General features: G+C 58.7%; 17 protein-coding genes. 4 read left to right on the forward strand and 13 right to left on the reverse strand.

What is annotated here, in order from left to right:
* Window positions 1–18 precede the first annotated feature (18 nt).
* Window positions 19–453, forward strand: a complete 435-nt coding sequence (locus WNY39_RS17045; RefSeq protein WP_342847468.1) for a hypothetical protein — start codon at window positions 19–21, stop codon at window positions 451–453.
* A 41-nt stretch (window positions 454–494) separates the two neighbouring features.
* Here WNY39_RS17045 and WNY39_RS17050 read toward each other — a convergent pair whose 3' ends face one another.
* The 13 genes from WNY39_RS17050 to arcD are packed head-to-tail and all read right to left on the reverse strand — an operon-like array spanning window position 495 to window position 11,704.
* Complete coding sequence (locus tag WNY39_RS17050; RefSeq protein WP_342847470.1) at window positions 495–1,400, reverse strand: FoF1 ATP synthase subunit gamma; 906 nt, start codon at window positions 1,398–1,400, stop codon at window positions 495–497.
* A complete protein-coding gene (locus WNY39_RS17055) occupies window positions 1,384–2,922 on the reverse strand; it encodes a F0F1 ATP synthase subunit alpha (protein ID WP_342847472.1) in 1,539 nt (512 codons plus the stop codon). The genes WNY39_RS17050 and WNY39_RS17055 overlap by 17 nt, the downstream gene beginning before the upstream one ends.
* Entirely contained in the window at window positions 2,912–3,682 is a 771-nt protein-coding gene (locus WNY39_RS17060; RefSeq protein WP_342847474.1) for a F0F1 ATP synthase subunit B, read from the reverse strand. The genes WNY39_RS17055 and WNY39_RS17060 overlap by 11 nt, the downstream gene beginning before the upstream one ends.
* 3 nt (window positions 3,683–3,685) lie before the next feature.
* Complete coding sequence (locus WNY39_RS17065; RefSeq protein WP_341236064.1) at window positions 3,686–3,973, reverse strand: F0F1 ATP synthase subunit C; 288 nt, start codon at window positions 3,971–3,973, stop codon at window positions 3,686–3,688.
* Window positions 3,970–4,659, reverse strand: a complete 690-nt coding sequence (locus WNY39_RS17070; RefSeq protein ID WP_342847476.1) for a F0F1 ATP synthase subunit A — start codon at window positions 4,657–4,659, stop codon at window positions 3,970–3,972. The genes WNY39_RS17065 and WNY39_RS17070 overlap by 4 nt, the downstream gene beginning before the upstream one ends.
* Window positions 4,656–4,955: an ATP synthase subunit I gene (locus WNY39_RS17075; RefSeq protein WP_342847478.1), complete on the reverse strand. Its 300-nt coding sequence runs from the start codon at window positions 4,953–4,955 to the stop codon at window positions 4,656–4,658. Before WNY39_RS17075 ends, WNY39_RS17070 begins: the two co-directional genes overlap by 4 nt.
* On the reverse strand, window positions 4,952–5,239 hold the full coding sequence (locus WNY39_RS17080) for an AtpZ/AtpI family protein (RefSeq protein ID WP_341236061.1): 288 nt from the start codon (window positions 5,237–5,239) through the stop codon (window positions 4,952–4,954). The genes WNY39_RS17075 and WNY39_RS17080 overlap by 4 nt, the downstream gene beginning before the upstream one ends.
* The gene (locus WNY39_RS17085) at window positions 5,236–5,646 is read right to left on the reverse strand and encodes an ATPase (RefSeq protein WP_342847480.1); all 411 of its coding nucleotides are present in this window, start codon (window positions 5,644–5,646) and stop codon (window positions 5,236–5,238) included. The genes WNY39_RS17080 and WNY39_RS17085 overlap by 4 nt, the downstream gene beginning before the upstream one ends.
* A complete protein-coding gene (gene atpD / locus WNY39_RS17090; RefSeq protein ID WP_342847482.1) occupies window positions 5,643–7,037 on the reverse strand; it encodes a F0F1 ATP synthase subunit beta in 1,395 nt (464 codons plus the stop codon). The genes WNY39_RS17085 and atpD overlap by 4 nt, the downstream gene beginning before the upstream one ends.
* Complete coding sequence (gene arcC, locus WNY39_RS17095) at window positions 7,034–7,957, reverse strand: carbamate kinase (protein ID WP_342847484.1); 924 nt, start codon at window positions 7,955–7,957, stop codon at window positions 7,034–7,036. Before arcC ends, atpD begins: the two co-directional genes overlap by 4 nt.
* Before the next feature lies 1 nt (window position 7,958).
* Entirely contained in the window at window positions 7,959–8,960 is a 1,002-nt protein-coding gene (gene argF, locus WNY39_RS17100) for an ornithine carbamoyltransferase (protein WP_341236057.1), read from the reverse strand.
* 15 nt (window positions 8,961–8,975) lie between these two features.
* The gene (locus tag WNY39_RS17105; protein ID WP_342847486.1) at window positions 8,976–10,208 is read right to left on the reverse strand and encodes an arginine deiminase; all 1,233 of its coding nucleotides are present in this window, start codon (window positions 10,206–10,208) and stop codon (window positions 8,976–8,978) included.
* 26 nt (window positions 10,209–10,234) lie between these two features.
* Complete coding sequence (arcD, locus tag WNY39_RS17110) at window positions 10,235–11,704, reverse strand: arginine-ornithine antiporter (RefSeq protein ID WP_342847487.1); 1,470 nt, start codon at window positions 11,702–11,704, stop codon at window positions 10,235–10,237.
* A gap of 292 nt (window positions 11,705–11,996) precedes the next feature.
* On the opposite strand from arcD, the gene WNY39_RS17115 reads away from it, so the two are divergent.
* The 3 genes from WNY39_RS17115 to WNY39_RS17125 all read left to right on the forward strand — a co-directional run bounded on the left by WNY39_RS17115 (window position 11,997) and on the right by WNY39_RS17125 (window position 14,228).
* Window positions 11,997–12,341, forward strand: coding sequence for a phasin family protein (locus tag WNY39_RS17115; protein ID WP_342847489.1), 345 nt, complete (start codon window positions 11,997–11,999; stop codon window positions 12,339–12,341).
* A gap of 27 nt (window positions 12,342–12,368) precedes the next feature.
* Entirely contained in the window at window positions 12,369–13,223 is an 855-nt protein-coding gene (locus tag WNY39_RS17120; protein ID WP_342847491.1) for a universal stress protein, read from the forward strand.
* 159 nt (window positions 13,224–13,382) lie between these two features.
* A complete protein-coding gene (locus tag WNY39_RS17125) occupies window positions 13,383–14,228 on the forward strand; it encodes a fumarylacetoacetate hydrolase family protein (protein ID WP_342847493.1) in 846 nt (281 codons plus the stop codon).
* Window positions 14,229–14,243 lie beyond the last annotated feature (15 nt).

Genomic DNA, 14,243 nt, shown 5'->3' on the forward strand with positions numbered 1-14,243 from the left:
TACGAGATGGATGCGCGCATGAAACGGCTTGCCTTAAGATACCTGTTCCCGCTGGCGATGATGGTTTTTGCGGTGCCTGTAATGGCGCAAGAAGCAGACGTAACGGAGAAAATTTCGGTCGAGCTGAATGCGGTGCAAACCGCCAACGCATCCTGCACGCTGACCTTTGTCATTACCAATGATCTGGGTGCCGATCTGGACAAGGTTGTTTATGAAACAGTGCTGTTCGATACCTCGGGTCAGGTTAACCGTCTGACCCTGTTCGATTTTGGCGCACTACCTGCCGGACGCCCCCGCGTGCGCCAGTTCGCGGTACCTCAGGTCACCTGCGATCAACTGGGCCGCGTTTTGTTCAACGGTGCGAATACCTGCGAAGGGGACGGGCTGACCGAACAAAACTGCACAACTGGATTCAGCCCATCAAGCCGGACTGAGATTGAAGTGTTGGGGTAAGGGGTTAGAACTCCCTAATTATTACATAACACTCATTATGGTCATTTGGTATCCCGCCCAGATCGCCTGTCGTTCTTCAGCGCCTCAAAGCCGATGATCACGTCCAAAAGCTCGGTCGTAATCTCGCTTTGGCGCAGGGCGCGGGTGTCGGACTTCAGGGCATCCAGTTTATCATCGACCGATTGCTCGGCTTGTTGCATCAGCGCAAGGCGCGCAGCGTTTTCGGTGACCAATGCTTCGGCGGCCGCCCGGAAAAGCGAGGCAAACAGATGACCGCGGATCAGGGATAGGAACAGATCCCCCGGCTGCATCGAAAACCGGGGCAAGCTACGCGAGACCCAAGGTTTAGATTGCAAATCGCGCACGAGATCGGGGTTTAGCGGCAGCAGCGCGTCAATCTTGGGGGTCTGTCCGCCTTGTTCAGAGCGCGCGAAATAGGCAAGGGTTACAGATATGTCGTGGGGGCGACGGGCGCGGCGCAGATCATCCAGTTTCTGCGTCAGCAGATTGGCAAGCCGCCCGATGCCATCAACAGATGCGGGCGGGAAGAACGTCTCCTCCACCGCGAGGCCAAGGTCAGACAGTGCGCTTTCCATCTGCGCGCCGATGCACAGAACCGTGGTTTCCGCATCGGTATCCGCTTTGATATGGGCACCGACATGTGCGGCCAATGCCTCGTTATAATTGCCGCACAGCCCGTGATCGGACCCGAATACCACGACGATGCGCGCGGCGTTGCCCAGCCCCTCCTCCGTGACCGGTCCGGACTGTGAAAGAAAGGCATGCAGCCCCGTCAGAACCGTTTCATGATAGGCCTCAATCGCGCGGGCGGCTTGTTCATAGGGGGCCGCGTTGATCACCGACAGGGATTTCATCGTATGCACCACGCCGCGAATGCCCTGCATGCTGGTTATACGGCGGGATAGGGTCTCAAGCGATTGTGCCATCGGGGCTTTCCAATGTAGCGCGCGCTTGTTTTCCAAGGGCGATCATGCGGGTGCGCGCGGCGTCTTCGAATGGTTCGTTCTGGGCAATCTGTTTGGCAATGTCGTCCAAGTCACGCGCGGCGGCGGTTCTGATGGCCCCCATCACGGCAAAGATGTCAGCCTCGTTCAGACCATCGAACTGCCCCTCCATCGCGGCGACCAAAACGGCCAGTTGTTCGACGGCGGGAATGGGGTCGCCTTCGGCCTGGCGCAGCGATGCGCGCACCGCCGCCCCTCGGGCCAGTCGGGCACGGGTGGCGTCATCCAGCCGCGTGCCAAAGCGGGCGAAATCCTCAAGCTCCTCGAACTGCGACAGGGTTACGCGCAGGTTGCCCGCGACGGAACGGAAGGCGCGGCTTTGTGCTTTGCCCCCGACGCGGCTGACCGATACCCCTAGATCGACGGCGGGAAACTGGTTCTTGCGCACAAGGCGGGGCGACAGATAAATCTGCCCGTCTGTGATCGAAATGAGGTTGGTGGGGATATAGGCCGACAGGTTTTCTGCCTGCGTCTCAACGACGGGCAGCACTGTGATCGACCCGCCGCCAATGGTGTCGGCGAACTGCCCCGCGCGTTCCAGCAAGCGGGCGTGGATATAAAAGATATCGCCTGGAAAGGCCTCGCGGCCCGGGGGGCGGCGCAGCAACAGTGATAATTCCCGATAGGACCGCGCGTGATGGGTTAGGTCGTCCAAAACCACGAGCACATCACGACCCTGCGCCGCAAAAAACTCGGCCATCGTCATCGCCGCATAGGGCGCGATATAGGCCAAGCCAGCTGCGTCGGCATCGCCTGCGGCTAGGACAATCGTGCGGTCCAGCATGCCACCTTCGGTGATGGCACCGATTACCTTGGCCACTGCATCGCCGCGCTGACCAATCGCGCAATAGATGCAGATCACATCGGTGTTTTTTTGGTTCAATATCGCATCAACGGCCAATGAGGTTTTGCCGGTCTGCCGGTCCCCGATCACCAGCTGGCGTTGGCCAAGCCCGATGGGCACCGCAGCATCGACCACTTTGATCCCCGTTGCCAGCGGACGCGTGATCGCCTTGCGGCTCAGGATTTCAGGGGCTTCAGCCTCGACCGGTTTGGTGGTTTCGGTGTTGATTGGGCCTTTTGCATCAGCAGGATTTCCAAGCGCATCAACCACCCGACCCAGCAAGGCGCGACCCACTTTCGTACTGACCACGGTATGGGTGCGGAACACGTTCTGCCCCACGCCGATATCTTCCGAGGGGCCCAACAGCACAACCCCCAGCCGTCCGGGTTCAAGATCCAACACGATGCCCTGCACGCCGTTCTCAAACCGTAATAGTTCGTCGGACAAGGCCCGCTCTAACCCCGTCACAATGGCGATGCCGTCGGTGATTTCGGCCACTTGCCCGATCTCGCTTAGGCGGGGCGGGGGTGCGGGGCATTCCAGCAGGGATTGTACCAACGCGTCGGGGTTCGTGTCGATCTTATGGGCGTCAAAGCGCATTGGCAGCCACCTTTGGCCCGGCGCTCGTGTTCAGGCGGTCTTCGATCAGGGTTTCCAGCCCCTCGATATAGGAATCGAGCGTCCAATCGACCTGCGCACCGCCCAAACGAAGCACGAGACCCGGCGCTTGGGCGACGTCGGTTTTGAAGGTAACATTGGCCTTGGCGAACAGCGTCAATATCTCGGCTTTTAAGCTGTCCTGAACTGAGGTCGGCAATGCATTATGGCTTACGATTGTTGCGGCGGTTGCGTCACCAGTGGCCTTTTTCAAATCATCGGCCATCGGTTTAAGCTGCTGAACAAGATGACGCGCCATACGTTCCTCAAGCGTTTCGTCTGCCAAATCGGTCAACGCCTTGCGCGTCAGAGACAACAACGTTTCCGCCCCCACACGGTGCAGATGCGCGGAAAATTTCTGGGCCTCTTCGCCAAGATGCGCCTGCCAACTCTCGCGTTCGCTTTGCATCTGTTGCGCGGCTTCGGCCAGCAATGCATCACGTTGGTCTTCTGCGGATTTGCGGATCGTTTCGGATATCTCGGCTTGCGAGACGTTCAAGGCGCGCAGTTTCTCGTGATAGTCGGCTTCGACCGCTGCGGCTTTTTCCTTGGCCTCGACCGCGTCGTTCATTCTGTTGGAAATCTCGGCCTCGCGGGCGTCGATACCGTCGAGAATGGGACGGTACAAAAACCGTTTCAAAAGCCAGACGAGCACCAGAAAATTGGCGATCTGGGCCAAGACAGTGATCCAATCAATGGACATGCCTTACCCCCCTGTGGCTTGCGCGGCGGCCAGTGCGGCGATCCAGAACGGGTTCGCAAAAAGCAAAATCATAGCAACGACAAAGCAATAGATCGCGGTGGATTCGATCATCGCGAGGCTAACAAACAGCGTGCGTGAAATGGTCGGTGCGGCATCGGGCTGCTGTGCAATCGCGCTCAGCGCAGTCGACGCTGCACGGCCTTCGCCCAAGGCGGGGCCAATTGCCCCGAATGCAACGGTCAGCCCTGCGGTAAAAATCGAAATGGCGGCGATAATGGCAAGTTCTGTCATGGGGTATCCTTTTGAGGCTGTGAAGAAGGTGCGGTGGCACTGGAGATGTAGACTGTTGCCAAAATCGCAAAGATATAGGCCTGAATCATGCCGGTCAGCAGACCCAGCACATCCATCACCACGGGAAAGAAAAACGGCGCGACCGACAGCAGGATCGCCGCAATCACCGCACCGCTCATGATGTTGCCATAGAGCCGGATGGCCAGCGATATGCCGCGCGAAAATTCCGAGATGATGTTGAAAGGCAGCATGATGAACGATGGCTGCAGGTAGGTTTTTAGGTACCCACCAATGCCGCGACTGGTGATGCCAAACAGCGGCACCGCAATCAGAACCGATATCGCCAGTCCGGTGGTCGTAGACAGCGACGACGTCGGCGGTTCAAACCCCGGAATAACGAGCAATAGGTTGGACATCGCGACAAACAAAAACAGCGTGCCGGCATAATAAAGCAGATAGCGAGAGGAGCCGCGCGCGACTTCGTTGATCTGGCTTTGGATGCCTTGAACGATCACCTCGAGCGTGGTGCGCCAGCGGTTTGGCGGCACGTCGGGGCGCAGGTTACGCGTGATCAGCATCGACACGACGGTCAGCAATGCCATCACGATCCAAGTGTAAAAAATCGTCGCGTTGATCGGCAGGCCCCAGACCTCGAACATGATGGTTTGGTCGGGGGACAGGTTCATGATGTGCCTCGTGCGGGCAAACCAATACGGGCAAAGGTCGTGGCAACGAGGCGGGTTAAAAGAAACGCAACAGCATAGCCAAGTGCGGCCCATGGCCCGACCTGCCCCAACACCAGCCAGCCAACCCCAAGCAAGGTCGCGACCCTGATCACACCGCTGAGTGCGAGCAGCACAACGGGATTTTCACGACGTAGTGCCTGCCGCATCCCGATTGCCAATCCGGCAAAGAAGAATGTACTCATGGCCAGCCCGATGGCCGCCCCCATCAGCACCGCGTTCCAATCGATAGCAGTCATTTGTCATCCCTTTCTTTGTTAATCCAAGATGCGGCGATGATTGCGCCGATCACCACGCCGCCCAAAATCAACGCAAGCGTCCACGAAAACCCTTGCGGCGCGACGCGGTCGAGCCAGAGACCCAGAAATGCGCCCCCAACGGTCGGCACGACGATGGACCATCCGATCATGCCAAAGGTGCCGATGCCACGCAGCGGGCTGGGGCCGGGATTGTCGCGGTGCGACTTCATCCTCTTGGCCTGACGGATAATGTCGCCGCTGGATTTATCTGGCTTTGGCGTCATAGCTGCGGCCTTTGTAGTTCGGCAAATCTGCGCACCATATCTGCCTCGAGCCGCGACAATGCTGCCCGCGCTTGGCGCTCGTCCTCGTCCATTTGAAGAAAGCTCGTCTCGACCGTGCCTTGCAAGCTGCTCAGATCATCACCATGCACGCCGCGCAGGGCGCAGACGGTGATCTGGTGGCCCTTTTTGACCAGCAATCCCTCATCCAGCCCAAATATTTCTTCGGACCCGTCGGCAAGGCGCAGGGTCATGACCGACGGCACAATCGCTGTGACAAAATCCATGTGGTTCGGCAAAATTCCGAACGATCCGTTCGGGGCCATCCCTGTCAGTTGAACCGCCTGCCCTTCGAACAAGGTGCTGGTCGGCAAGCGCAGCGTCACGGTCATGTTGGATGTCATGCTCATGATGCGGCCCCCAGATCATCCAGCCCGCCGATCATGTAATAGGCGCTTTCCGGAAATTCGAACTCGGTTTGGCTCAGGATCGTTTCGCAACCCGTCAGAGTATCTTCGATCGGGACAAGCTTACCCTCGACCCCGCTGAACGATCCTGTCGTGAAAAACGGCTGCGTCAGGAAACGTTCCAACCGGCGGGCGCGGCCCACGGTGGCGCGGTCAGCCGAGGAAAGTTCCTCAAGCCCCAGCATCGCGATAATATCGCGCAGCTCCTCGTATTCAGCGAGGGTCCGGCGCACCTCGCGCGCGATGTCATAGTGGCGCTGCCCGACGACCGAGGGCGTTAACATCACCGAAGCCGAGGCTAAAGGATCAACCGCCGGATACAGCCCCTCGCTTGCCCGTTTGCGTGACAGAACAACCGAGGCGGATAGATGCGAGAAGATATGCGCGGCGGCAGGGTCGGTGAAGTCGTCGGCGGGCACATAGACCGCTTGAATAGAGGTGATCGCACCGCGCTTGGTTGAGGTGATCCGCTCCTCTAATCCCGCAAGTTCGGTTGCCAAAGTCGGCTGATACCCCACGCGCGACGGCATGCGCCCCAGCAGGCCCGACACTTCCGACCCCGCTTGGACAAAGCGAAAGATATTGTCGATAAGCAGCAGCACGTCTTGGCCTTTGTCATCGCGGAAGTACTCGGCCATCGTCAGGGCAGAGTGGCCCACCAGAAAGCGCACGCCGGGTGCCTCGTTCATTTGGCCAAACAGCATCACGGTTTTATCGCGCACGCCCGCTTCGCCCATCTCACGGTAAAGCTCCTCAGCTTCACGCGACCGCTCGCCAATACCGCAGAACAGGCTGACGCCCTTGTGGTGCTGCACGGTGTTGTTGATCAGTTCGGTGATCAGCACGGTTTTCCCGACACCAGCGCCGCCGAACAACCCGGTCTTGCCGCCGCGCTCAATCGGTGAGAGCAGATCAATGGCCTTGATCCCGGTTTCCAGAATTTTTGATTGCGGTGCCCGGTCGCTGAGCAATGGCGGCGGCTGGTGAATGGCGCGATGCTCCGTCGCGACGGGGGCTGGTCGCCCGTCAATCGGCGCACCGAACACATCCAACATGCGGCCCAAAACGGCATCGCCGACAGGTACTTTGATCGGGCCACCCGTGGCCGTGACGGTCATGCCAAGGCCCAGCCCGCGCACGGGGGCCATCGCCATAGCGCGCACTTTGCCATGGCCAATCAGGCCCGCGACTTCCAATGCAATATCGCCTGCACAAAGCAGATCATGGATACGTGGCACGACCCCGTCAAAGACCACATCAACAACGCCGCCGCGAATGGCGACGATGCGGCCGTCCGTTGTCGTGGCGACCTCAGTAGCGGCGGTGGCGGTCATCGTTTTGCCCCCGCGGGTTGGGCCACAAGCGTGCCAGCGGTGCGGTTCAGGATCGACAATGCATCGGCCAGACGCCCGATGCCCGCGATCCCGCCCCGATCGGCAAAACCGCATGCCGCGTCCAATTTCGGCCCCATCGACCCTTTGGGCATATCAAGTGCGCGGCCTTGGTCGGGGGTCAACGACCCGATGCGGGTGGCGGCGTCAGTGCCGAACCCGTCGTAAACCGCATCAACATCCGTCAACAGCAGCAATGCATCTGCACCAATATCCCCGGCCAAAAGCGCGCTGGCCGCGTCTTTGTCTATCACCGCCTCGACGCCGATCAGGCTGTCATCAGGACGGCGCAAAACAGGGATGCCGCCGCCGCCTGCGCAAATGACGATCACCCCTTGATCCAACAGCAATCGCACCACGCGCAGATCCGGGATTTCGACGGGCTTGGGCGACGGTACGACACGGCGCCAATATTCACCGTCTTGCGCAATGGTCCAGCCCGCCGCTTTCGCACGTGCTTCGGCCTCTTGCTTGGAATACGTCGGGCCCACAAATTTGGTTGGCGTGTGGAACGCCGGATCGGCTCCGTCGACAATCACTTGGGTCAGCAGGGTCGCCACCGCGTGATCATGGCCAAGGGCGTTTTCAAGCTCTTGTTCGATCAGATAGCCGATCATGCCCTCGGTTTCGGCCCCCAAAACATCCAGCGGATAGGCTTCTTCCGGTTTATACGCAGACGCTTGCAGGGCGAGCAGACCGACTTGTGGCCCGTTCCCATGGGTCACAATCAGCTGGTGGCCGGCGCGCACAATCTCGGCCAATGCCTTGGCCGCGACGACAACATTGGCGCGCTGTGCTGCGGCGGTTAAGGGTTGTCCCCGCTGTAAAAGGGCATTACCCCCGATGGCTGCGACAACCAGCATTTCAGGCCCCCAAGGTGGCGACAAGAACCGCCTTGATCGTGTGCAGCCGGTTTTCCGCTTGATCAAAAACGATCGAAGCGGCGCTTTCAAAAACCTCTTCGGTCACTTCCATGCAGTCCAGCCCGAACGTGTCCTTGATCTCGGCCCCGACGGTGGTTTCCGTGTTATGAAACGCAGGTAGGCAATGCATGAAGCAAGCACGCGGGTTACCGGTTTTGGCCATCACCTCTGCCGTCACCTGATAGGGCTTTAATAGCTTGATACGCTCGGCCCATTTTTCCTTGGGCTCGCCCATGGACACCCAGACATCCGTATAGACAAAATCGACATCCTTGACGGCGGTATCCACATCTTCGGTGACCATGACGCGGGCACCGGTCTCTTTGGCAATCGCCTCGGCTTCGTCGATGATCGCTTGTTTGGGCCAGCAGGCCTTGGGCGCGCAAAGCCGGACATCCATGCCCATCTTGGCCCCGCCAATCAGCAGGCTGTCGCCCATATTATTGCCGGCGTCGCCCAAAAACGCATAGGCTACGCGGTGCAGTGGTTTTTCCACATGCTCTTGCATGGTGAGGAAATCAGCAAGGATTTGCGTGGGGTGAAATTCGTTGGTCAGCCCATTGTAAACAGGCACGCCGGAATATTTTGCCAACTGTTCGACGATGTCTTGACCAAAGCCGCGATATTCGATCGCGTCGTAAATCCGGCCCAGAACCCGCGCGGTGTCTTTGACGGATTCCTTGTGGCCGATATGCGATCCGGTTGGTCCAAGATATGTTACCCGCGCGCCTTGGTCATAGGCCGCGACCTCGAAGCCGACACGGGTGCGCGTGCTGTCTTTTTCAAAGATCAACGCGATGTCCTTGCCTTGCAGCTTGGGTACTTCGGTGCCGGTATATTTTGCGACCTTCAGATCGGCGGCGAGCTTGAGCAGGAACGAAATCTCGCGCGGGGAATAATCGCGCAGCGTCAGAAAATGCCGGTTCTTTAGATTGTAAGCCATTGGGTGTCCTTTTCGCTACACAGGGTCGCGCATGGTGGGGCAGCTCATGCAGTGGCCGCCGCCGCGACCGCGCCCCAGTTCGGCACCGGGAATGGCCAGCACCTCGATCCCCGCCGCCTTGAGCGCGGCATTCGTATCGTCGTTGCGGTCGTATCCGATGACCACGCCGGGGCGCAGCGCCAGCACGTTGTTGCCGTCGTTCCACTGTTCGCGGGCGCGTTCCTCGGCGGTGTTGCCGCCGGTGGGCACGATTTGCAGCTTTTTGTAGCCAAGAACCTCGGCGACGATATCGAAGATCGGGCGCGGATCATGGCGAAACTGCAAAGGTAAAGGGCCATCGCCGGGGCGTATGTCGTAGCAGACCAATTCATCAGCCACCTCTTTAAAGGTGGTCACCACATCGCCACCGCAGAGGGTGAAAATCGTATCAAGATGCATGGCCGCACGTGATTTCGGGATGGCAAAGGCCAGAACCCGCCGCGCGGCACCTGTGTCAAACAACGCTTCGGCGAGCAGCCCGACGCCTTGCGGCGAAGACCGTTCGCCCATGCCGACAAGCACCACACCGTCACCGACGGGCATGATATCGCCCCCCTCGACCGTGGCGAGGCCGTGATCGGCGGTGGGATCACCCCAGTGGATCGTGGTTTTACCGGCAAACTTGGGATGGAATTTATAGATCGCCGTGTTCAGCAATGTTTCGGGGCGCCGCGCGGCCCAATGCATCGGATTGACGGACACCCCGCCATAGATCCAGGCAGAGTTATCGCGGGTGAACAACGCGTTTGGCAGTGGCGGCAGGATAAACCCGTGCGACCCAAGATAGCTGCCGAACAGGCCCGATGGTTTGAACGGCAGGTCATCGGTTGCAAGCCCGCCAAGCAGATATTCGGCCAGCTGGGCACCGGTCAGCTCGCCCATCCACGCGCGCAGTTCCGACATCATGCCAACGCCGATCTGCTCTGGCGTAAGCCGGTGATCCAGCACCCAATCGCGGGCTTTGGGAATGTCCAACGTCTCGGCCAGCAGGTCGTTGACGTCCAACACCTCGACCCCCTCGCCCCGCATCGTGTGGACAAAAACATCGTGGTCCTTCTGGGCCTGCTTGACCCAGAACACATCATCGAACAACAATTCCTGACAGTTGGCTGGTGTTAACCGGCGATGCGCCAGACCGGGCCGGCAGACGATCACCTGATGCAGTTTCCCTGTTTCCGAATAAACACCGAGCTTGCCAAAATTTTCCATGAGAACGGTCCTTTTTCTTGGATAAGTCAGAGGGCGCTAATGACGCCGGTCCACATCATGTAGGCGGCCACAATTGCCGCACCGACCAGCACCAGCGCGGTCAGCAGCTCGACCCCGGTGAATGCCCGTTCGCGATTTGAACGGCGCGCCCAGATGTAGAACGGAATGCCCACCGCATAGAGGATCGCACACATCAGCAGGTATGTAGGCCCGGCGGCATAGACGAGCCACGCGCCATAGAATGTCGCCAGCCCGCCAATCGCCATATCGATGCCGCGCCGCTCGCCCGACCCATAGCTTTCGCCGGTCAGTGCAAGTTTAAGCGCGTAGGCCCCCGAAAAGACGTAAGGCACAAGAATGGCGGTCGAGGCGATGTAGAACAGCGCAAGGTAGGTCGAGTTGGCATAAAGCGTCACGATCAGAACGACCTGCACGCAGACGTTGGTGATCCAAAGCGCGCCAGAGGGCGACCCGTTCTTATTCTCAATCGCAAAGAACGCGGGCAGCATCCCCTCTTGCGCGGCACGGAAAGGGATTTCTGCAGCAAGCAATGTCCAGCTGAGGAAGGCACCTGCCACCGAAATCACCAGCCCGATGCGCACCAGCACAGACCCCCACGGGCCGACCACGGATTCCAACACATTCGCCATCGACGCCGCCGCGGGCAGTTGCGCCAGTTCAGGCTGCGACATCACCCCAAGCGAAAGCAAGGACACAAGCATATAAACCAGCAAAACGCTGACAAACCCAAGGATGGTCGCCTTGCCGATATCGCTGCGTTTGGCCGCGCGGGCTGACCCGACGCTGGCCCCTTCGATGCCAATGAAAACCCAAAGCGTGACCAGCATCGTGCTTTGCACTTGGGTCGTGATACTGCCCAGAGACAGCGCTTCCTTGCCCCAGAAATCCAATTCAAAGGTGGGCATGTTGAACGCAACGAAAACCAGCACGATAAACAAGAATATCGGCCCCAGCTTGGCGATGGTGGTAATCGTATTAACGATTGCCGCCTGCCGGACCCCCATAAGCACAAGCGCATGGACCAGCCACAGCGCAATCGAGGCACCCACAATGGCCTGCCATGTGTTTCCTTCTTCGCCAAAGGGCGCATAGAAATAGCTCAGCGCGCCAAAGATCAGCACCGCATAAGATACGTTCCCGAGCCACGCGCTGAGCCAATACCCCCAGGCGCTGTTGAACCCGACGAAATTACCAAACCCTGCCCGCGCATATGAATACGGCCCCGCATCCAGCGCCGGTTTGCGGGTCGACAGGTTCTTGTAAACAAAGGCCAAGGCCAGCATCCCGATCCCGGTGATCAGCCAACCGATGGTGATCGCGCCGGCAGAGGCCCCGCGCGCCATGTTTTGCGGCAGGCTGAACACGCCGCCACCGATCATCGACCCCACCACCAAAGCGGTCAGCGGCAAAAGCCCCAACTTACCCGACGCAGGTGCGCCCTGTTTTGCGTCGGTTGCACCTATATCTGCTGGCATCGGTTCTCTCCTTTTCGCAAACGGCTCGGGCCGTCGCATCGAATGTCCCAAAATGCTGAACCCGGTGCCGTCTGTTGGACGACTCAGCGCGGTTAGCTGGAACAGAACTGTCAGAATTGGCAGCCCGGCGGATTGATCTTGGTCAATCGACGCAGAAACTTCAGTGCGTGTCTCCGGGCGTTTTTTAGCCACCATTCCGGACTGGCGAACCGATGATTGATGCAGGTCAATCCGGCACCCGCGCAAACCGCTAGAATCGGGCGAACTTCAAGTGAACCGGAAAGGACACGCAATGAGCACGACGACAAAGACGACGGATCTCGCCCCTTCAATGGTCAAATTGATGAAATCCATGCAGGAAACCGGCCTTCATGCGCCCTCGATCTCTGGGATAGACTGGATGGAAGCGATGGTCGAAATGGGCAATGAAATGCTGAGCTTTACCGCCGCCCGTATAAAAGAAGACGTGGAAACCCAGCAAAAACTGATGAAGGCGAAAGAGGTGACGGACGTCCAGAAAATACAAACCGCGTTCTTTCAAAAAGCGATGGACGATTATGCCGCCGAATACGCCAAACTGCTGGAAATCGGCAAAACCGTGATTGAGAAACCTCAAGCACATACCGTGCCGGTTTAAACTGCATCGCTCGCTTAGGAACCCAACATGAAAAATAGCACAATCCTATTGGTGATCGGTACAGATACGCCGCTCACCACCTTGGCACAAAAGCTCGAAACGATCCGCGCCATTCCGGCCCATGCTGCCATCATTATCGTGGCCGAGATGCCGGTGTTTTCCTACTACGCCGTCGGTGTCGAACCCTTTGGCAACCCCGATATCTCGCCAGAGTGGCAGCAGCAGGTCACCGCGACCAAAGCGGCACTGCATGCAAAAGAGACCGAGGTCGAAACCTTGCTTCAGCAACACGAGCTGTCCGGCGATGTGACCACGGTCGCTGCTGAACCTGCGGCCATCGCAGATCACGTGGCCCGCCGCGCCATGCTGTGCGACATGGCATGGATTGACGAAAGCCTGCGCCCCTCCAAGATGCTATTCAAACAGGCGCTTTACGGTGTTTTGTTCCAATCCCCCGTTGGCGTTCTGTTGAACACACCGAAGGGGAACGTTCTGCCGGATCCCAAACGGGTGTTCGTCGCGTGGAACACCCAGTTGCAAGCCGCACGCGCCGTCCAACAAGCGCTACCGCTGCTACGTGCCGCCGACGAAGTGATTATCGGAACCTTTGATCCGGTTATGACCGAGTTTGGCGAAGGCGAGGACCCCGGTGTCGATGTCGCACAATGGCTGACCCACCATGGCTGCAACGTCACCGTTCAGCAGTATCCAAGCGGCGGCCAAACCGTGAGCCATTGCATTATGGAGCGCGCCAAGGAAACCGGTGCGGACCTGATTGTAATGGGTGCCTATGAGCATTCCAAAGCCCGCGAAGCCATCTTTGGCGGCACAACCCGCACGCTGATCGAACAGACAGATCTGCCGGTGTTTCTGGCCCATTAACCAAGGTGACTGCATCTAGCGCCCGATCGTACCCCTGCGATTGGGCGCGCTGGCGTAGCGTATCAGACTTCCCACGATGACGCTGGACGCCCCTCCTGATTTCAGAGACATTGTGCGAAAATGCCCGCCAGTCGGCAGGGTTAAGACAAGGGGAAAGCTATGAAACTGGTACGTTATGGTGAGGTCGGTGCAGAAAAGCCGGGTCTGATGGACGGCGAGACACTGCGAGATTTATCAAACCACGTGGCAGACATCACTGGCGATATGCTGAGTGACGCGACGCTTGATACACTGCGCGGGATCGATCCGGCATCCTTGCCCGAAGTAAAAGGCAACCCGCGTCTAGGCCCCTGCGTTGGTAATATCGGTAAATTCCTGTGCATCGGGCTGAACTACTCGGATCACGCGGCAGAAACCGGTGCGGCGATCCCCGAACACCCGATTTTATTCTTCAAGGCGAACTCCGCCATTGTCGGGCCAAATGACGACGTGGTCATGCCGCGCGGCTCCACCCATACAGATTGGGAGGTCGAGCTGGGCGTGGTGATTGGCAAGAAGGCGAAATACGTCTCGAAAGAGAACGCGCTGGACCATGTCGCGGGGTATTGCGTGATTAATGACGTAAGCGAACGCCATTTTCAGACCCAGCTGACCGGGCAATGGACCAAAGGCAAAAGCTGCGACACCTTTGGCCCCACCGGCCCGTGGCTTGTCACCCGCGATGAAATTCCCGACCCGCAGACGCTGGACATGTCGCTGGACGTCAACGGCAAGCGGATGCAGACCGGCAATACCAGCACCATGATTTTTTCCGTGGCCGAGATTATCGAACATCTGAGCGGATTGATGACCCTGCACCCCGGCGACGTGATCACCACCGGCACACCGCCGGGTGTGGGCATGGGGATGAAACCAAACCCCGTCTATCTGAAAAAAGGCGACGTGATGGAGTTAACCATTCAAGGCCTTGGGAAGCAGCGCCAAAAGGTTGATCAAGACGTCTGACATCTGTTGATCCAT

Source organism: Sulfitobacter sp. AS59, assembly GCF_038899995.1.
GTDB lineage: Bacteria > Pseudomonadota > Alphaproteobacteria > Rhodobacterales > Rhodobacteraceae > Sulfitobacter.